At 60.4% G+C, this 19,357-nt stretch carries 15 protein-coding genes; 12 read left to right on the top strand and 3 right to left on the bottom strand.

Annotation, left to right across the window (positions count from 1 at the left end; translation table 11 throughout):
• Positions 1-126 precede the first annotated feature (126 nt).
• The 4 genes from ACSYTG_RS09025 to ACSYTG_RS09010 all read left to right on the top strand — a co-directional run bounded on the left by ACSYTG_RS09025 (position 127) and on the right by ACSYTG_RS09010 (position 7,223).
• A complete protein-coding gene (locus ACSYTG_RS09025) occupies positions 127-2,994 on the top strand; it encodes a 2-oxoglutarate dehydrogenase E1 component (protein ID WP_489782942.1) in 2,868 nt (955 codons plus the stop codon).
• 109 nt (positions 2,995-3,103) lie between these two features.
• Complete coding sequence (gene odhB, locus ACSYTG_RS09020; protein ID WP_165925099.1) at positions 3,104-4,327, top strand: 2-oxoglutarate dehydrogenase complex dihydrolipoyllysine-residue succinyltransferase; 1,224 nt, start codon at positions 3,104-3,106, stop codon at positions 4,325-4,327.
• An 89-nt stretch (positions 4,328-4,416) separates the two neighbouring features.
• Positions 4,417-6,135, top strand: a complete 1,719-nt coding sequence (gene lpdA / locus ACSYTG_RS09015; protein ID WP_489782973.1) for a dihydrolipoyl dehydrogenase — start codon at positions 4,417-4,419, stop codon at positions 6,133-6,135.
• A 68-nt stretch (positions 6,136-6,203) separates the two neighbouring features.
• Positions 6,204-7,223, top strand: coding sequence for a L,D-transpeptidase (locus ACSYTG_RS09010; protein WP_489782941.1), 1,020 nt, complete (start codon positions 6,204-6,206; stop codon positions 7,221-7,223).
• A 217-nt stretch (positions 7,224-7,440) separates the two neighbouring features.
• Here ACSYTG_RS09010 and ACSYTG_RS09005 read toward each other — a convergent pair whose 3' ends face one another.
• Entirely contained in the window at positions 7,441-7,836 is a 396-nt protein-coding gene (locus tag ACSYTG_RS09005) for a DUF3597 domain-containing protein (RefSeq protein WP_086645389.1), read from the bottom strand.
• Between the two features lie 349 nt (positions 7,837-8,185).
• Complete coding sequence (ahcY, locus tag ACSYTG_RS09000; protein WP_086645390.1) at positions 8,186-9,475, bottom strand: adenosylhomocysteinase; 1,290 nt, start codon at positions 9,473-9,475, stop codon at positions 8,186-8,188.
• A gap of 183 nt (positions 9,476-9,658) precedes the next feature.
• Between ahcY and ACSYTG_RS08995 the strand changes: the two genes are divergently transcribed.
• Together ACSYTG_RS08995 and ACSYTG_RS08990 are read left to right on the top strand one after the other, a co-directional pair.
• Positions 9,659-10,363: a lysophospholipid acyltransferase family protein gene (locus ACSYTG_RS08995; RefSeq protein ID WP_489782940.1), complete on the top strand. Its 705-nt coding sequence runs from the start codon at positions 9,659-9,661 to the stop codon at positions 10,361-10,363.
• 349 nt (positions 10,364-10,712) lie between these two features.
• A complete protein-coding gene (locus ACSYTG_RS08990) occupies positions 10,713-11,774 on the top strand; it encodes a DUF2125 domain-containing protein (protein WP_489782939.1) in 1,062 nt (353 codons plus the stop codon).
• Between the two features lie 12 nt (positions 11,775-11,786).
• Here the strand turns inward: ACSYTG_RS08990 and gloB are convergent, their stop codons facing one another.
• On the bottom strand, positions 11,787-12,512 hold the full coding sequence (gloB, locus tag ACSYTG_RS08985) for a hydroxyacylglutathione hydrolase (RefSeq protein WP_489782938.1): 726 nt from the start codon (positions 12,510-12,512) through the stop codon (positions 11,787-11,789).
• A gap of 62 nt (positions 12,513-12,574) precedes the next feature.
• On the opposite strand from gloB, the gene ACSYTG_RS08980 reads away from it, so the two are divergent.
• The 6 genes from ACSYTG_RS08980 (at position 12,575) to ACSYTG_RS08955 (ending at position 19,354) form a co-directional block, all read left to right on the top strand.
• The gene (locus tag ACSYTG_RS08980) at positions 12,575-13,324 is read left to right on the top strand and encodes a methyltransferase domain-containing protein (RefSeq protein WP_489782937.1); all 750 of its coding nucleotides are present in this window, start codon (positions 12,575-12,577) and stop codon (positions 13,322-13,324) included.
• A 79-nt stretch (positions 13,325-13,403) separates the two neighbouring features.
• Positions 13,404-15,137 carry a hypothetical protein gene (locus tag ACSYTG_RS08975; RefSeq protein ID WP_489782936.1) on the top strand — a complete coding sequence of 578 codons (1,734 nt, stop codon included), beginning with the start codon at positions 13,404-13,406 and terminating at the stop codon, positions 15,135-15,137.
• A complete protein-coding gene (locus tag ACSYTG_RS08970; protein ID WP_489782935.1) occupies positions 15,134-16,147 on the top strand; it encodes a hypothetical protein in 1,014 nt (337 codons plus the stop codon). Before ACSYTG_RS08975 ends, ACSYTG_RS08970 begins: the two co-directional genes overlap by 4 nt.
• A complete protein-coding gene (locus tag ACSYTG_RS08965; RefSeq protein ID WP_489782934.1) occupies positions 16,144-16,728 on the top strand; it encodes a hypothetical protein in 585 nt (194 codons plus the stop codon). The genes ACSYTG_RS08970 and ACSYTG_RS08965 overlap by 4 nt, the downstream gene beginning before the upstream one ends.
• On the top strand, positions 16,725-17,858 hold the full coding sequence (locus tag ACSYTG_RS08960; RefSeq protein WP_165925091.1) for a hypothetical protein: 1,134 nt from the start codon (positions 16,725-16,727) through the stop codon (positions 17,856-17,858). Before ACSYTG_RS08965 ends, ACSYTG_RS08960 begins: the two co-directional genes overlap by 4 nt.
• On the top strand, positions 17,795-19,354 hold the full coding sequence (locus ACSYTG_RS08955; RefSeq protein ID WP_489782933.1) for an NADH-quinone oxidoreductase subunit D-related protein: 1,560 nt from the start codon (positions 17,795-17,797) through the stop codon (positions 19,352-19,354). The genes ACSYTG_RS08960 and ACSYTG_RS08955 overlap by 64 nt, the downstream gene beginning before the upstream one ends.
• Positions 19,355-19,357: the final 3 nt, after the last annotated feature.

Here is a 19,357-nt window from a genome sequence, read left to right as displayed (position 1 = left end):
AAGGGATATCAAGGGCACTCTGCCGTATGGGTGGGGTGAAGGAAAAGATGGTCCGGCTTACGTTGGAGTGTGACACAACATCTGGTCTGCGGCGCGTGATCACCCCGCGACAGGGAGGAATGTGAGATGGCGGTATCGGATATGCTGGCAACCGCTCTGAACGGTGCCAATATCGCGTACCTTGCGGATTTGTATGCCCAGTGGGCAAAGGATCCAAAAAGTGTAGATCCCTCCTTCGATATTCTCTTCAGCTCGCTGGGGGATGACGAGGCGGCCGTGCTGCATGATGCGCTTGGCGCATCATGGGCACCGCGCCCGTCCATTATTACGGGGGAAGAGCCACCACCACCTGCCAAGGGTGGCCCGGCTGGCGGTCTGGCCGCGCAGGATAGTCTGGCTATTGCCCGGCTGGTCCGCGCCTACCGCGAATTTGGTCATCTGGAAGCAACGCTTGACCCGCTCGGGCTCAAGGTTCCCACCCAGCGTGAGGAACTGAACCCCCAGACCTACGGCTTTGGCCCCAAGGATCTGGAGCGTGAGGTTTTTATTGGCTCCCTGCTGGAGCCTCTGCTCAAGGGGCGCAACACAGCCAAGGTCAAGGACGTTATTGCGGCCCTGCGCACGGTATACTGTGGCAACATTGGTGCAGAATACCTGTATGCCCGGAATACCGAACAGCGCGAATGGTTCCGCAACCGGCTGGAAAGCGATAACTGGCAGCAGAATGTCAGCGTGGCCGAACGCAAGAGCATTCTTAAAAATCTGGCTGAAGCAGAAGGGTTCGAAGCCTTCTGCCAGAAGCGCTACGTGGGTGCGAAGCGCTTTGGGCTGGAAGGGGGGGAAATCTCCATTCCCGCACTGCACGCCATTGTGGACCAGTCCGCAGTGCAGGGTGTTGGCTCGGTCACCATCGGCATGGCCCATCGTGGCCGTCTGAACACGCTGGTCAATGTGGTGCGCAAGCCTTACGTGGCCATTTTTAACGAATTTGCCGGTGGCTCCTTCAAGCCCGACAATGTGGAAGGCTCGGGGGACGTCAAGTACCATCTGGGGTCTTCGGCGGATGTGGAAGTGAGCGGGCGCTCGGTGCATATTTCGCTCCTGCCCAACCCTTCGCATCTTGAGGCCGTGGATTCCGTTGTGCTGGGCAAGGTACGCGCAACGCAGGATGATGCGGGCGATACGCAAAACCGCACTGGCAGCATGGGCATTATCATTCATGGTGATGCGGCATTTGCCGGGCAGGGTATTGTTTACGAAACCTTTGCCATGTCCCAGCTCCCCGGCTACCGCACGGGTGGGACCATCCATATGGTGGTCAACAACCAGATCGGCTTTACCACCAACCCCGAATGCGGGCATTCCGGTGTGTATGGCACTGATCTTGCCAAATCCATTGAGGCACCTGTCCTGCATGTGAATGGGGATGATGCCGAGGCCGTTATCTACGCCTCACGCCTTGCCGCGGATTACCGCCTCAAATTTGCCAGCGACATTGTGCTCGACATTGTCTGCTACCGCCGCCATGGCCACAACGAAACGGACGAGCCGGTCTTTACCCAGCCCGTCATGTACAAGGCCATTGCCAGCCACGAAACGCCGCACACCCTGTATGCCCGCCGTGTTGTGGAAGCAGGGGTCATGACCGAGGCCGAAACGCAGGCCCAGTGGGATGCGTTCCAGGACCGGCTGGAAGCGGATTACAAGGCTGCCGAATCCTACAAGGTTAACAAGGCAGACTGGCTGGAAGGCGGCTGGAAGGGGCTAACCGCACCGGGGCAGAAGCCCGAACAGGCATGGCCCGATACGGGTGTGGCTCTGGATGCGCTGCAAAAAATTGGGGCGGCCATTACCAAGGTGCCCGAAGGGTTCAACCTCAATTCCAAAATTGCGCGCCAGCTCAAGGCCAAGGCGGCCATGTTCAGTTCGGGCGAAGGGTTCGACTGGGCAACGGGTGAGGCCATGGGCTTTGGCTCGCTCCTGCTGGAAGGCCACCGTGTGCGCCTGTCTGGCGAGGACTGCCAGCGCGGGACCTTCAGCCAGCGCCATGCAACATGGACCGATCAGGTCAACCAGACCCCCTGCACACCGCTGAACCATATTCAGGCGGATCAGGCCAAAATCGAAATCTGGAACTCGCTGCTGTCCGAATACGGCGTACTGGGTTTTGAATACGGTTACTCCGTACGCAACCCGCAGACGCTGGTTCTGTGGGAAGCCCAGTTCGGGGACTTCGCCAACTGTGCGCAGGTCATTATTGACCAGTTTATCGCATCGGGTGAGACCAAGTGGCTGCGCATGTCCGGTCTGGTGCTGCTTCTGCCCCACGGGTACGAAGGGCAGGGGCCAGAACACTCCTCCGCACGTCTGGAGCGTTATCTCCAGCTTTGCGCGGAAGATAACATGTTTGTCTGCAACATCACCACGCCTGCAAACTACTTCCACGCGCTGCGCCGCCAGCTCAAACTGGATTACCGCAAGCCGCTGGTGCTGATGGAGCCCAAATCTCTCCTGCGCCACAAACTCGCGGTTTCTGCTCTGGCCGATTTCGGGCCGGGGACGCGCTTCAGCCCTGTTCTGCCCGAGGTGGATGCTCTGGGGCCGGATGCCAAGGTCCGCCGCGTGGTGGTCTGCTCGGGCAAGGTTTATTACGACCTGCTTGCCGCCCGGCGCGAAAAGGACATCAAGGATGTCGCCATCGTGCGTGTGGAGCAACTCTACCCCTTCCCGGAAGCAACACTCGCAGCCGAGCTCAAGCGTTATCCTGAGGCAGATATTGTCTGGTGTCAGGAAGAAACGGAAAATGGTGGTGCATGGCACTTTGTGGACCGGCGGATTGAAAAAGCTCTGGTGCGTGCAGGCCACAAGGCGGGGCGCCCGCAGTATGTGGGGCGTGCTGCCGCAGCCAGCCCGGCAACGGGTCTTGCACGTATCCATGCCGCCGAGCAGGCGGACCTTGTGGACCGCGCACTTGGGTTGAAGGCGGCTCGCTGAGCAGGGTCTGGAATTTTAGAAAAATTGTCCGCCTTACGCGGAAGAAAAACCCTGTGTGGCAAAACCATTACCCCACACAGGGGCTTTCTTGAGAAGAATGGGGAACAGGATGTCAGTCGAGATCAAGGTGCCAACACTGGGCGAGAGCGTGACCACGGCAACCATTGCCAAATGGCTGAAGCAGCCGGGTGAGGCGGTCAAGGAAGACGAACCAGTCGTTGAACTTGAAACTGATAAGGTCAGTGTGGAAGTTGCCGCCCCGCAGGCTGGTGTGCTTGGCCCGCAGGCCGTCAAGGAAGGGGACGAGGTTGAAGTGGGTGCCCTGCTGGCAACCGTTGAACCCGGCAAGGCAGGGGCAGCCCCCGCAGCGCCCAAGGCTGTAGCAGCGGAAAAGAAGGTGGAAGCTCCAGCAACTCCCGCCCCCGCAGCACAGCCTGCGGCCGGGGCAGTTGATTCCGCAGCTGCTCTGCCTGCTGCACGCAAGATCATGGCCGAAAATGGCCTGAGTGCCGGGCAGGTTGGTCAGGGCACGGGCCTTGGCGGACGGATTACCAAAGGCGATGTCCTGGGCTTTTTGTCCCAGCCGCAGGGGGCAGCCCCCGCCGCTGCACCCAAAGCCGCCCGCAAGGACGACCCGCGTGAAGAACGCGTAAAAATGACGCGCCTGCGCCGCACCATTGCCCGCCGCCTGAAGGAAGCGCAGAACACGGCGGCCATGCTGACCACGTTTAACGAAATCGACATGTCCGGTGCCATGGCGCTGCGTGCCGAATTCCAGGACAGCTTTGTTAAAAAGCATGGTGTGAAGCTGGGTTATATGTCCATCTTCTCCCGTGCTGTTATTGCGGCACTCAAGGAATTCCCGGCTATTAACGCCGAAATCGATGGTGAAGACGTAATTTACCGCGACTTCATCAACCTTGGTATTGCCGTGGGTGGCCCCAACGGTCTGGTGGTGCCGGTTATCCGCGATGCCGATAAAATGGGTTTTGCTCAGATTGAAAAAACCATTTCCGGGTTTGGCAAGGCCGCGCGGGAAGGTACGCTCAAGCTGGACGAACTCTCCGGCGGTACCTTCTCCATCACCAATGGCGGCATTTACGGTTCGCTGCTGTCCACCCCGATCCTGAACTCCCCGCAGTCCGGTATTCTGGGCATGCATTCCATTCAGGAGCGTCCGGTTGCCGTAAACGGTCAGGTGGTCATCCGCCCCATGATGTATGTGGCCCTGTCCTACGATCATCGCATTGTGGATGGTAAGGAGGCGGTCAGCTTCCTTGTCCGGCTCAAGCAGAATGTGGAAGACCCCCGCCGCCTGTTGATTGACGTCTGATCTGACACTGGCACAGGCCGGAGGCTGCCTTGGTGCTGCTCTCCGGCCTTTCCTTTTTTGCAGACCCTAACGTGAGCGAGACAATACCCATGCCGACCGAAATTAAAGTACCAACCCTTGGAGAAAGTGTGACTACCGCCACGGTAGGGAAGTGGCTGAAGCAGCCGGGCGAAGCGGTCAAGGAAGACGAACCGGTTGTGGAGCTGGAAACGGATAAGGTGAGCGTGGAAGTGCCTGCCCCCGCTGCCGGTCGGCTGGAAAACCACGCGGTCAAGGAAGGGGACGAGGTTGAAGTTGGTGCCGTGCTGGCTCTGCTGGAAGCCGGAGCCGCAGGCAAGGCCGCTGCCCCGGCGGCACAGGCTGCTCCCGCTCAGGCGGCACCTGCCCCCAAGGCAGAAGCACAGGCCGCTCCCCCGGCTGAGACGGATTATGACGTTGTGGTTATTGGTGCGGGCCCGGGTGGGTATGTTTGCGCCATTCGTGCAGCGCAGCTTGGCTTCAAGGTTGCCTGCGTGGAAAAACGCGCAACTCTTGGTGGCACCTGCCTTAATGTCGGCTGCATTCCTTCCAAGGCGCTACTTCAGTCTTCAGAAAACTATCATGCAGCAGGGCATGATTTTGCTGCCCATGGCGTGCTGATTGATAGCGTAAAGCTTGATCTGGCCAAAATGCAGGCCCGCAAGGCCGACATTGTTGGTGCCAACGTGAAAGGGGTTGAATTCCTTTTCAAGAAAAACGGCATCACCTGGCTTAAAGGCCACGGCAAGGTTGAAGGCACAGGCCGCCTGAGTGTGGACGGCAAGCCGGTAACCGCCAAACACATCATTATTGCCAGCGGGAGCGACAGCGCAAACCTGCCGGGTATTGAGGTGGACGAAAAAGTTATTGTCACTTCCACAGGTGCGCTTGAACTGTCTGAAGTGCCCAAGCGTCTGGTGGTTATTGGTGGCGGCGTTATCGGGCTGGAACTGGGTAGCGTATGGCACCGCCTTGGTGCGGAAGTTACCGTGGTTGAGTTCCTGGACCGTCTGGTGCCCGGCACCGATAATGAAGTGGCTGCACAGTTCCAGAAACTGTTGACCAAGCAGGGCTTCAAAATGAAGCTGGGCCACAAGGTGACCAAGGCCGAAAAAACCAAAAAAGGCGTTGTGCTCAGCATCGAACCATCGACTGGTGGCGCGGTGGAAACGCTGGAAGCCGATGTGGTTCTGGTTGCGGTTGGCCGTACGGCAGCCAGCAGGAACATGGGGCTGGAAGAAGCCGGTATTGTGCTGGACAAGCGCGGCCGTGTGGAAGTGGATGCCCATTACGCAACCAACGTGCCCGGCATTTACGCTATTGGGGATGTTATTGCGGGCCCCATGCTGGCCCACAAGGCGGAAGAGGAAGGTGTGGCGCTGGCCGAACTGCTGGCCGGGCAGGCCGGGCACGTTAATTACGATGCCATTCCCGGCGTGATTTACACATGGCCCGAAGTTGCCTCCGTGGGCTTTACGGAAGAGCAGCTCAAGGACAAGGGTGTAGCTTACAAGACCGGCAAGTTCCCCTTCCTTGCCAATGGCCGTGCCCGCGCACTGGGCATGACGGATGGCTTTGTGAAGGTGCTGGCCGACAAGCAGACAGACCGCGTGCTGGGTGTGCACATTATTGGCCCCGCAGCAGGTGAGCTGATTGCCGAAGCCACTATGGCGATCGAGTTTGGTGCCTCGGCGGAAGATATTGGCCGCGTCTGCCACGCGCACCCAACCCTGAGCGAAGCCGTAAAGGAAGCTGCTCTGGGCGCTGACAACCGCGCGATCAATATCTAAGAAAATTTTCTTCTTGTTAGGACTAATGCCATACTCTCTTCCGTAGTTGCATACGGAGGAGAGTATGTATGTGTGTGGCAGGGAAGCTGGCAGTCTGCTTGGCCGTGGCTGGTGGTTTTCTGGCCGGGGTAAATATGGTGTATGCCCAAGGTGCGGCATGGCAGAACACTGGCCATGCCGGTGCTGGCACACAGGCTGCTACACCCCCTGCGGGTGTGGATGACCGTGCACTGGACCCCGCCTTTGCAGGGGTATCTGGCGGCACACATCCTTCTCCTTCCTTTACAGACGACTCTCCCCCCATTCTTGGGGAGGATGCCGCCCGGCAGGAAGCATGGGCGCTGACACTGGCGTTCAGGCGCGAGGTGCCTGTCGCTGTTTCTGTTTCCTCAGCTTATAAAGCGGCATGGGTGGCTTTGGCCCGCCAGCAACTGGAGCAGGCAGGCTATGTGCTGGATCGCCCGCAGGTGCTTGTGGTGGTGGACCGCAACCCCAAAGTGCAGCGCCTTTGCCTGATTCTGGCCATTCCCGGTAGCGCGGACTGGCAGGTTATTGGCAGTACCAAAGTTTCCACCGGCACAACCGGGCGGCAGTATTATTATATTACCCCTACCGGCGTTTTCCCCAATTCGGCAACCCGGCTTGGCTACCGGGCCTTGGGTACCAAGAACGAAAACGGCATTATGGGGAACGGCACCACGGGGATGCGCGTCTGGGATTTTGGTTGGCAATGGGCTGAAAAAGGCTGGCTACCAAGCCGGGACAAAGTGCAGATCCGGCTGGAAATGCACGCAACAGACCCGGTTTATCTGGAGCAGCGGCTGGGCCATACGGCGTCCGAGGGGTGCATCCGTATTCCGTCATCACTCAATGTGTTCATTGACCGCCACGGGCTGCTGGATACGGAGTATGAACAACGCGCCACCGTGGACCGCAGGTTTGCAGCCCTCTTACGCAAGGACAGGGTTGCTTCCCCCATAGCCGGGCTGTTGGTTGTGGTGGTGGATACAGCAGGACTGGCCATGCCCCCGGCCGCTGCGGCTTTTAAAAACGAGGCTGCCCCACACAGGCCCATTGCGCATGGATAAGATTGGTCTTTACGTCTAGCTCTAGCTCTAGCTCTAGCTCTAGCTCTAGCTCTAGCTCTAGCTCTAGCTCTAGCTCTAGCTCTAGCTCTAGCTCTAGCTCTAGCTCTAGCTCTAGCTGAAGCGACTTCCAGTGTGCGCAGTGCCGCAAAAGCGTAAAGCGCAAGCTGGGGGCTTGCGCTTTACTGTGTGCTCCGGTTCAGCCTGTGTAAGCTTTGGCTTACAGGCCCGCAGGCAGCGTGCCGCCATTCTGCGCCAGTTTCTGGCGAACTTCCTTGATCAGCCAGATATTCATGCTCGCGCTGTCTTCCGTGCTGCCGGTGTAGCCCAGTTCTGCCGCCAGCTTTTTGCGGGCATCCAGCGAGCTATCCAGCCCCAGCAGTTTAAGCAGGTCCACAATGGACTCTTTCCAGTTCAGGTTCTGCCCGTTCTGGGTGGCAAGGCTTGTCAGCACGGCATCGACATTAACGGGGGAGCCTGCCGGGGGCACCGTACCAGGTGCCGCTGTGGCGGCGGCACTGGGCTGCGTGCCGGCATTGGCGGGGGATGTGGTGTCTGGCGTTGCAGCTTTGGCGTGATGAAAAATGGCAGATAAAATGGAACCAAAAATGCTCATGGGGGTAACCCTTTCATAAGATACAATGCGATCGTGTGAGGTAAGATAACCTGACAAATCTGGCAGGAAAGAGACAGTTTTGTGCAAGCGCATGGGCGCAAGGACTAACGGTGGCATGTTCTGGCGTGCAGACACGGCAAAAAGCCGCAGCCCTACGCAGGCAAAGACCATGCCGCTGCTAACGCCCGGAGCCGGGGCCGGTTCGGGTTAAAAACCGCGACCAGTCAGGAATTTTTTGTAGGGGAGAAGGGGCAGGCCACGGCACGCGCGGTGCTGGCAGGGCCAAAGCCCGAAGAAGGGTAGGGGGTATTCCATAAGGAGTGCTCCCCCTCCCTTCGTTCAAGATATTTTAGTAACGGTATTCTTCGTGCTTGAAGGGACCGTTAACCGGAACGTCAATGTACTTGGCCTGTGTTTCGCTCAGCTTGCTCAGCTGCGCGCCAACTTTGGCCAGATGCAGGGCTGCAACTTTTTCGTCCAGCTTTTTGGGCAGGGTGTAAACGGCAACGTCATACTTGCCTTCAGGTGCCGTCCACAGTTCGATCTGGGCCAGCGTCTGGTTGGTGAAGGAAGCAGACATCACAAAGGACGGGTGGCCGGTTGCGTTGCCCAGATTGACCAGACGGCCTTCGGACAGAACAATCAGGCGCTTGCCATCGGGGAACACCACTTCATCAACCTGCGGTTTGATGTTTTCCCACGTGAAGTTGCGCAGCCCGCCGATCTGGATTTCGGAGTCAAAGTGGCCGATGTTGCACACGATTGCGCGGTTTTTCATGGCGCGCATGTGGTCAACGGTAATGACGTCCACGTTGCCGGTTGCGGTTACAAAAATGTCCCCACGCGGTGCAGCAGCTTCCATGGTGACCACTTCGTAGCCTTCCATGGCGGCCTGCAGGGCGCAGATCGGGTCCACTTCCGTTACCAGCACGCGGCAGCCAGCATTACGCAGGGAGGCAGCGGAGCCTTTGCCCACGTCACCATAACCGGCAACAACGGCAACCTTGCCTGCCATCATAACGTCGGTACCACGGCGGATGGCGTCCACCAGGCTTTCACGGCAGCCATACAGGTTATCAAATTTGGATTTGGTAACGCTGTCGTTCACGTTGATGGCGGGAACCTTCAGCGTGCCTTTTTTCTGCATTTCCCACAGACGGTGCACACCCGTTGTGGTTTCTTCCGACAGGCCCTTAACCTTGGCCAGCAGTTCGGGGTACTGCTCGTGCATCATCACGGTCAGGTCACCGCCGTCATCGAGGATCATGTTCGGGGTCCAGCCATCGGGGCCCTGAATGGTCTGCTCGATACACCAGTTGAATTCGTCTTCTGTCAGGCCTTTCCATGCGAACACCGGAATGCCAGCAGCGGCAATGGCTGCGGCAGCGTGGTCCTGCGTGGAGAAAATGTTGCAAGAAGACCAGCGCACGGTTGCACCCAGAGCGACCAGCGTTTCAATCAGAACCGCGGTCTGGATGGTCATGTGCAGGCAGCCGGCAATACGCGCGCCCTTAAGGGGCTGGCTTGCGCCGTATTCTTCGCGCAGTGCCATCAGACCCGGCATTTCGCCTTCAGCAATGGAAATTTCCTTGCGACCCCAATCGGCCAGCGAGAGGTCCTTTACCTTATAGTCGCTCATATTATCCTGTCTTTCTATGCAAAGTGCTGCTTTGCTATACAGCCATAGACGGCCATAGGCCAGCCGGAACAGGTATGGCAGGTCTGGTTTTATGTGGTTTTGCTTGCCACAACGGCGGTTTTCTGGTGTCCAGCACTTGTTAATCAAAGACTAAATTATGCGGGTTGTAACGGGTTTGTTCTAATGGCTGTTGTGCGTTCCGTCGTGTTTAATATTGTGGCTTTTGTGCTGACCGGGGTCATGGGGGTTGGCGCATTGCCAATCCGCTGGTTTATGCCCGGGCATGCGCTGGCCTATGCCAAGTTGTGGTCGCGGCTGGTCCTGTGGCTGTTTCGCGCCATCTGCGGGGTTCAGGTGCGTGTGAGCGGGCTGGAACATCTGCCACAATCCGGCCCGGCCCTTATTGCCTCGCAGCATCAGTCTGCGTTCGATACGCTGGTATGGATGCTGCTTCTGCCACGGCCATGCTATGTCATGAAAGGAGAACTCACCCGTATTCCCCTGCTTGGCCCCATGCTGGTCCTTACGGGCATGATGCCGGTCGAGCGCGCGGCGGGGGCGCGTGCCCTGCGACTGCTGTTGCAGGGCACGGACAAGGCGGTGGCCGATAACCGGCAGATTATTATTTTCCCTGAAGGAACGCGCACCATGCCGGGCGAGCACGTGGCGCTCAAGCCCGGTATTGCCGCCATGTCCAGCCATACTGGGTTGCCGGTTATTCCTGTTGCCACCAATTCGGGCCTGTTCTGGGGGCGTAATGCGTTTGTTAAACGCTCGGGTGTGCTGCATGTGTGCATTGGCGCAAGCATTGACCCGACCAGAAGAGCGGTCCTGCTGGAAGAGATTGAAAAAAGCTGGCGCGCGCTTGAACCAGGCTGTGGCCTGTAGCTTCAGGCGCAGCTTGGCGGCAGGGGATAAACCACCCGTCATTGTGGATAACTTTGTGGAGTATGATCCATGTCATAAAAGGGTCATACCAGTATTGCCGCCTGATTTACTGCATGCCCTTAAGTAAATCAGGCGAAGGTATTTTGTGTGCGTTAGGGTCCGTATGGCTTTTGGTTAAAAAAAACCATTGCCTGCAAAGGGCTTTTTAAGCCTCATGTATTCAGTGCATTTGCTGTGGAATTGGGTGGAGGCATAGGCTAGGTTGCCGCAGGGCAAGGCGCTGCCGGGAGGGAAGTCAGGCTGTGGATAATTTTACGCGGCAGGCGGAAGACAGCCATTTGAGGTGGGGATGACACGCTTTGTAAAAACGGCCCTTGTAACGCTGGCAACTGGTGTTGTGCTGCTTGGTGGCGGAGCAGGCGCGTTCCGCTGGAAGAGCCAGCAGTATCTGGACCAGCTTGTTACGCACCCTGCCGGGCTGTGCCAGATAACCTATCAGGGCAGGCAGCACACGGGGGGGCTGTTCCGGGCCGGTCTGGCATTGCAGGGCGTGCGTGTAGCCTGCACCCCCACCACGCATGGCGGGCCAGCCAGAGGGGCGGTGGAATACGCGGTCAGCCGTGTCTGGCTGGAAGTGGTGCCGTGGCACCCCTTGCAGGTGCATATGCGCTTGGACGGACCGCAGTCCTTTGCCGTGCCGTATGAGCATGATGGCGTGGAGGATACACGCGCATTTGTGCTTGAAGGCAGCCCGGTAGATGTATTCTGGCCCGCGCGCTCCCGGCCTGCCGGCCGTGCTGCGTTTACCGCTCCGTTTGTGCATGTGCGTGCATCGGGCGTGAGCATGACCAACGTGCAGGGCGAATGGCTGTGGAACACACAGGCTACGTTTCAGGCCAGCGTGCTAGGCCTTTCCCTGTCGGTGGAGCAGATGACTGTCCCTGCCTGGCCGCAATACCTGCAAAACGTCAAAGCCGCTTTTTCCATGCCCGGCCCGTATGAGCGCCTGCGCGTGCTGGAACAGGAGGAGGAGAGCGGGCAGGCCATCTGGCCCGAACTGCTCGTGCAAAAAGCCTCGGCGGACTGGAATGGCCTCAAGCTGGGTGTGACCGGCCATGTGCGGGGTGGGCATGCCACAGCCATGACCGGTGATTTCTGGCTGACAGTCAGGGACTGGAAGCCTTTTGTGGAGCGCCTGCAACCTGAAAAAATCTTCCCCCCTGAGCAGGCTGCGGTTTTTAAAACCACATTGGAAGATATGATTGCCCGGGGGGACCGGTCAGGCGGCAAGCTCGTTCTCTCGCTCTCCGCACGCAATGGCTATGTGTATATGGGGGCTGTGCCGCTGGGGCAGATTTTACCAGTTGTAAGGCTGATGCAACCCCAACAGGGCACGCAGGCTACGCGGTAGTGCCGTGGGTGGTCAGAACGTGTCTTTACGTTTGCGCAGGCTGGCCAGCGTTTGCGCATCGGGTGCGCGTAGGAACGGGTTTGTCGCGCGCTCAAGCCCAAGGGGAGAGGGCACGGTGGGCAATCCCTTGTCACGCAGGGCGCGTACTTCCTGCGCGCGTGCTGCCAGGGCGGGGTTTTCGGGGTCTACGCTCAGGGCAAAAAGAGCGTTGGAGAGCGTATATTCATGCCCGCAGCAGATGAGGGTCTGCTCTGGCAGGGCGCGTAACCTGCTCAGGCTTGTAAACATCTGCTGAGCTGTGCCTTCAAACAGGCGGCCACAGCCTAGGCTGAACAGCGTATCGCCACAGAACAGGGCCGGGGGCTGGTCAAAGTAATAGGCAATATGGCCCAGCGTATGGCCCGGCATGGCAAGAACCTGCCCGGCGCTCTGGCCTATTTCCAGCCTGTCATTGTCATGCAGGGGCAGGTCCAGTGCTGGCATGCGGTGCTGTTCGGTCGCGGGGCCAGCCACCTTGGCATGGTAACGGACGCGCAGGGCATCAGTGCCGCCAATATGGTCGTGGTGGTGGTGGGTGAGTAAAATAAAATCCAGCCTGTTCCCATCCTCAGCCAGTGCGCGTTCTATGGGGGCGGCCTCGCCAGGGTCCACAATGGCGGTTGTGCCTGTTGCTTCATCCCGCAGGAGCCAGGCGTAATTATCGTTCAGGACCGGAATGGCGCGAATGGTAAGGGGCATGGGGCCTCCTGCTGCTGGCTGGGTCATGGCTTTGGCGGGCCAATATATGATAGGCATGAACCATGCAAAATGCCATGCCGCGCGAAGAATGCTTTTACGGGACTCCACCGGGCAGAGTGTGTGTCAGCCTGCTGGGCGAGCGCATGCGGTGGTTCTGGCCGGAGCTTAAAAACCAGTCTGTTCTGGGGTTGGGCGGGGCAGTTCCTTACCTGCACGCACTGGGCGATGCATCCACCCTGCGCATAGGGGCCAGTTTTGGGGGCGCGCAGGGCGATATGGTTTTGCTGCCCGGTCCGTGTTGTGTGGTGGATCCTGCGAGCCTTCCATTTGAAGCGCAGAGGTTTGACCGCATTGTGCTTGTGCATGCCCTGCAAGGGCGTGAAAACCCGCTGACCGTGCTGCGCTCCGCAGCACGCGCGCTCAAGGATGACGGGCGCCTGCTTATGGTGGTGCCCAGTCGGCTGGGCGGGCGGGCAAGGCTGCGGCGTACTCCGTTTGCGCGGGATGCCTCCTTTACCCGACCCAAGCTGCGGCAGTTGCTGGCAGCAGCCATGCTGCGGGCCGAACAGTGGGATGAGGCCGTATTCCTGCCCGCAAGTCAGGCCTGCCGCACGCTCCGGCGTGGTCGGCGGATGGATATTGCAGGCAAGGTGCTCTGCCCCGGTGGCGGAAGCCTTATTCTGGTAGAAGCCGTGCCGGAAATGTATTCTGCTCTTTCTTTGCCCGTGCAGCACAAAAAGGGGTGGCTTGCGCGTATGCGCATGCCCTCGGCTGGCATGGCCGGAGCGCCCAGAGCGGGAAAAACACCCTAGCCCGCACTGGGCACGGTTGAACGCATTGTATTCAGCCTGCACTCATGGTGTTATCCGCCGGTTTTCGTGTTCATAGGTTTTGGGGCTGGGTTCCATTCTTCTCTCTAGTGTTCTTTGTGGTCTGCTTCTGGTGCTGGTGGCACTGGGTGCTGTTGCTGCGCTGCCGGATAAAATCCTGCGTGGCATGGCATTCTGGCGGACAGAAATACTGGCGGTACTCTGGGCCATTGCCGGTGTAACAGCCCTGACCGGTGCCGCCTTCCGTGTGGAAGGGGAGTTGGGGTGGTTCCCCGTATTTGGGGCGGATGGGCCATCTTTGCCCATGCTGGCCATTCTGGCCTGTGTGGGGGCGCTGGTTGGCCGGGGGCGTGCTGGCGTGGCCTGCGTGCTGGCCTGTCTGGGGGTTCTGGCCCTTTCACCTCTGGTGTTCGGCCTGTTTACGGGTACGGCCCTTGTGCTGCTGGCAGGGCATGGCAAGCGCGGGTTGTGCCTGCCTTTTGCCGTGCTGCCTGCCTGTATTCCCGCCGATAGCAGCCTGTCCGTGCCGCTGCTGGGGGTTATGGTTCTGCTTGTCGGGTGGGCCATTGCCGTGCAGCGGGGGCCATTGGGGGTGTTGCCTGCCTGTATTGGCCTGTTTTTGCTTGGGCGTTTGCTGGCCGAAGTGGGGGAGTTGCCGCTGCTGTCGCAAGGGGTGCTGCTGGCGTGTGGGGGGGTGGTTGCGTGTGCAGGGCTTGCGCAGGCCATGCGCAACCAGCAGGCCACGGCCCTTGTGGCAGGGCTGGCGGCCTGCTGGTACGGCATGCTCGTTCTGGCCCTTGTGCTGGCGCTTTCCTCCCCTCTGGGGGGGGCGGATACGTTCCGTACAACCGTAGTGCTGGGCATGGGGGCCCCTGTTGTGGCGCTGCTGGGCATGCTCTGGGTAGCCCAGCGGAGTGACGCAGGTGAGGGCGGCATATTGCACACCCGTGCGGCGCGGTGCCTGCTGGGTGTGGTGCTGGCCCAGTGCTCGGTTCTGCCACCCTGTGGTGGGTTTGCGGTCCTGTGGGCGGCTCTGGCGGGGGGCAGTTACTCGGTCGAGGCCACGCAGCCGGTCATGGCGCTTCTGGCGGTTATGCTGGTGGTGTTTTTTGTCGCCCTTGGAGTGATGTTGAGTGCCGCTCTGGTGCGTGCGGGCCTGCTGCTTCTGTCTGCCCCACAGGGGAAGGCGGATGCCCCCGCTGCCATGGTTCTGCCTTTGTGGGTATGCGCGGTGCTGAGCAGTGTTCTGGCCTTTGTGCCGGGCACCTGGCTGTTTGTGGCAGACCATCTGGTGGTGGGGCCGCCCCTGCTACCCGTAACATGGCAGGACATGACAACAGTGCATTTTGCAGGGCACGCCGCCCGCCTGACGCCACTGCTGGTTTTGCTGGGGCTGGCACTGGTGCTGCTTGCCACGGCTCTGTTGGTCCGGGTGTTTGGTTTTATGCCATTTGCCCCGGCTCTGCGGCAGGTTACAGCATGGCGGCAGGGTGCTCCGGTGTATGAGATTCCTCCGGACTGGAATGGCTCCGCACCTGTGGCGGAGGGGTGTTCTGGTGGGGGGCTGTTGCCTTTGTGGCCAGCATGGCGCGGGTTTTTTACCACGCCTGCGGCCGTTACGGCCCTGCGCGTACCGGGGGCAAGGGGTATTCTGCCACGCCGGGGAAAAGTTTTCTGGCGTTACGCACGGCGTTGCCTGTTTGTGGCCATAAGCTGGTGCGAAGCGCAGGGCATGGTTCTGATCCTGCTTCTTATGGGGGCAGGGCTGCTGGCCGGGCTGTTTGTGGGTAAATGACACATTCCATTCCCTGGGGCTGGGTCCTCCTCTTTTTGCCGCTTCTGGGCCTGCAAACACTGGCAATGGTGTTTGCAGCACCCTGGTTGAGCGGGCTTGTCGGGCGGGTGGCGGGGCGCCTGTCGGGTGTTTCGGCTTTTCCGGTCATGGGGCAGTGGCAGGATATAGGGCACCAGTTCCGCCGGCCCCGCTTGCAGCAGGAGGGCGCACAGCTGGCCAGTATTGCCTGTGCGGCGGCATTGGTGCTGGCCGTTCTGGGCTGTGCGCTGGTTCCGGCATTTACGCTGGCGGTTCCCGGCTTTCCCGCCCCGGGCCTGCTGTTGATCTGCTGCGTGCTGGTTATGGCGCTGGTGTGCCTGAACATTCCCTGTGTGCTCGGCGGTGGCTTGGGGGCCGTGCAGGGTGCTCGCGGCATGCTGGGGGCATTTTTGTTGCTGCCCGCGTTGGTGCCGGTTTTTCTGCTCTGTGGTGCGCGTGATTTTTCAGATTTTCTGGCCACGGTGCACGGGCTTTCCCCCCTAACCGATGGCGCGCCTTTTGTGCTGGCCGGTGTGGCTCTGTTTTTAGTGCCCGCATTGGCGTGGCCTGTGCAGGACGGCCAGCTTGCCCTGCTGGCCGGGCCGGAGCGGGCTATGTGGCTCTGGGCGGCAGACTGTGTGCAAATAACATGGGTTGTGCTGGCGCTGGATACGGCATGGCCGGGCAGCCTTGCCTTGCCTGATGACGCGGGCATGGAACAGTGGCTAAGCCAGTGCATGCTCGGTTTTGGCCTGTGGGGTGCCAAGCTGCTGTTGGTTGCGGTGTTGCTTGCACTGGTCCGGCTGGTTGTGCTGCCCCCGCTACGGCGCGCGCGGGTAAGGCTGGTCAGTATCTTTTTGCTTGGAGTGCTGGCCTTGCAGGTCACCTGGTCTGTTCACCCTTTTCTGGCCGAACGGGAGGATACCAGCGTGTCTGCCGTTTTGCAGGATAATTCGCAGGCTTCCGCCGCAGGTATGGAGGATACGCCATGACCCTTGTTGCCATTCTTGTGCCTATGGTGGCCTTGTGTGTTGTGGCGCGGGGTGTTGGTTTTCTGCTGCCCGCCGGGGTGGTGACTGCACTGGCCATGCTGGTGGATGGGCTTACTCCGGTGCAGGAGGCAGGGGCCACGTTGGCGTTGCTGTTTGCAGCCCTGCCGCCGTTTTTTTTAACCCGCTACCAGCACGATGCCACGCACGAACGTACAGGCGCTGCTGTGCCGTTTTTTGCGCTGGCTCTTATGGTTTTGCTGCTGCTGGCCTGTAACCACGCGGGGAGCACGGTTTTTCCCGCAGGGCTGTGCACCATGGTAGCCGGGCTGGTGGCCGTTGTATGCCGCCAGAGCATGGTCTGGCAGTGGGCGGGGCTTTTAACCTGTATTGAAGGTGTTCTGCTGTCTGCCGTATTGGGCCACCAGCCGGTGGTGCTGGGTGTGGCTGCTCTGGCCGGGACGGTGGTGCTGCTCCTTGGGGGCATGTGCATCCACCGCATTATGCCGCGTGTTGTGCCTGTGCGTGCTGCTGGCCAGCGGGGCAGGCGCACGGAGCAGCCGGGCGGAGGTGCAGGCGCATGAGTGCTGGCATGGAAGCCACGGTTTTTCTGGCCGCACTGGCATTTGTGTGGCCCTTTATTGGTGCGCTGGTTGTGGCCGCGCTGCCAGCTCCCCATAGCCGTGAAGTCGCGATATGGATGGCCGCCATCGGCTGCGGGCTTGCGGTTGTCGTGTTCATGTTCCCCTCGGTCGGGAATGGCGCCAGCGGGTGGGATGATGATCCGGTGCAAAGGGCCGGGCGGGTCATGCTCGCCTTCGGCCTGCTGCTGCTGGTGCTGGAAAACGGCATCCAGCCCGACCGCCTGTTGCGTAGCCTGCCGCATGTCTGCACGGCTCTGGCGGGGCTTGCGTGTGTTGCGCCTCAACCGGCTGTAGGGCTGGGTATTCTGGAGCTGGCTCTGGCGTGGGGCGTGTTTGTTTTTACGCGCCCGGCCGGGCAGGCCAAAACCGGGTGGGGGTTAATCCGCACCGGGTCGGTGGGAACGGTCCTTGTGCTGTCGGGTCTGTTATTGCCGCAGGGGAGCACGGTTTCGGGCCTGATGATGGCATGTGGCCTTGTTATTTTAACCGGGCTGGCCCCGTTTGGTCAGTTCTGGCGCGATGAGAACGATAGCTTCCTGTTCCTCCCGTTTGCAGGGGCATCCATCCTGCTGGCCATGCGGCTGCGCGGGCATGGTGGTGCTGCGTTTGAAATGGCTCTGGTGGCGGCGGGCCTTATTTCGGTCTGGTTAACGGCTGCTGCTGGCCGTGCGGGGGACAGGCAGAGGCTGTTCCGCACGTTCCCGTCTGCGCTGGCCCTTATGGCCGTTGGCGTGGAGGCGGATGTTGCGGCTTTGTTGTTCCTGTGTGGCTGGTGTCTGGCCGGGGGTAACCGCAGTGGGCGGGGCTGGGCGATTAATGTTCTGGCCTGTTTTCCCCCCGGTGCGCCGTTTGTGGGGTGCCTGCTCCTGTTGTCTGTCATGACCGACTGGGCATGGCCCGTTGCGGTGCTGACCGTGTGTGGCATTCTCGCCGCCGTGCTGCGCGCCGTGCCGGACCGGGAGGCCGCCCGCCTGTTCTGGCCAGATGACATGGCCGGGCGCGTGGCATGTTCGGTGCTGACCGTTATGGGCTTTCTGGTGCCATTGGCCATGATGCTGGGGGCGTTCTGATGGATGTTGCCGCACTGATTTACGCAGGCGAACAGACCTCCACCCCATGGCGCTTCCGGCTGGATGAACTGGCCTGGCGCGATATGGTGGATATGCTTAAAGGGGACGATCTGCCCTTTGTTGGCCTGTGGTGCGATGGGGCGGATGTGCATGCCCTGTTCTTGCCCGATGGGCACCCACTCGCCGCAACGCTGGCGCTAGAAGGGGGGCGTTATCCTGCCCTTTCCCCCGCACGGGTTGCCGCCAGCCTGTATGAACGGGTGATCTATGACCTGTTCGGGGCAGAGGCCATGTGGGCGGTGGATGTACGCCCCCTGCTTGACCATGATGTGTGGTCTGCCGCCCCACCGCTTTGCGCCGCACCCGGTCGGGGCGGGCAGCGCAAGGGGCTTGTGGCGTTTCAGCCATCCGATGCCATGGCGGCCGCCAAGGGGCGGGTGGAAGAGCGTGGGCCTGCAACGGGCGATCTGGCCCCACCGTTTTATACGCGGCTTGTCCTGTCCGGCACATTGGTCGCCAATGCGGAAACACAGACAGGCTATGCCCACCGGGGCATTGCCGCCCGCTCACGGCATGCGCGGGTAGAAGATGTCTGCCGGTTGAGCAGCCGCGTTGCGGCGGGCAGCTCCGTGGCGCATCAGGTTGCATTCTGTCAGGCGGTGGAAAATGCATGCAATGCGCAGGTCGGGGCCGAAGTGGCACTCCTGCGCGTAGCCTTGCTGGAAATGGAGCGTCTGTTCCAGCACCTGTACACTCTGGCCGGTATGGCGCGGCTGGCGGGTGCGCAGCTTGTGGCATCGCACTGTATGGCGCTGCGGGAAAAACTGGTGGCCGAGGCTGCCCCCATAACCGGGTCACGCTTGCTGATGGATGTTTGCATCCCCGGTGGCCTGTCCGTGCGGGACGCAACGCAGATGGGGGATCTGTGCGCCAGAGTGTATGAACTGGGGCAGAAGGCTTACCCGCAACTGGTGCTTTTATGGCGTGAATACCCCGGTCTTTCTGCCCTGCTGGGTCGTGTGGGGCGTATTCAGGCTGATGATCTGGAACGGGTCGGGCTGGATGGCCCCGTAGCCCGGGCCGCAGGCTGGGACTGTGATGGCAGACGCATTATGCCTGCATATGACGGGCTGTGGCGTTACACATCGGGCAGGCAGAACGGCACGGCGGAAGACCGCGCCCTGCTGTTGCTGGATGAGATGGAGGAAAGCCTGCGCATGCTGGACCTGGCCTCGGCCCGGATCGGGCTGAATGCAGGTGGTACGGTTCCCCTGTCCATGCAGGATGGGGAAGGCACGGGGCTGGTGGAAGGGCCATGGGGGGGCGTGCTGTACTGGGTGCGTCTGGCGCATGGCCGTGTGGCGGAGGCTTTTTGCCGCAAGCCTGAAACCTCGGCCCTGCTGGTGTTTGAGCAGGCTCTGCCCAACCATGCGGCGGAGGATGCCGCGTTGCTGGCCTGCTCACTCGGTATGAACGCAGCAGCACTCGATGGTTAAGGG

The sequence above is a fragment of the Acetobacter sp. ESL1128 genome (genome assembly GCF_058505085.1).
The sequence above is the reverse complement of the archived record's forward strand: the minus strand, read 5'-3'. Positions and strand labels throughout refer to the sequence as shown.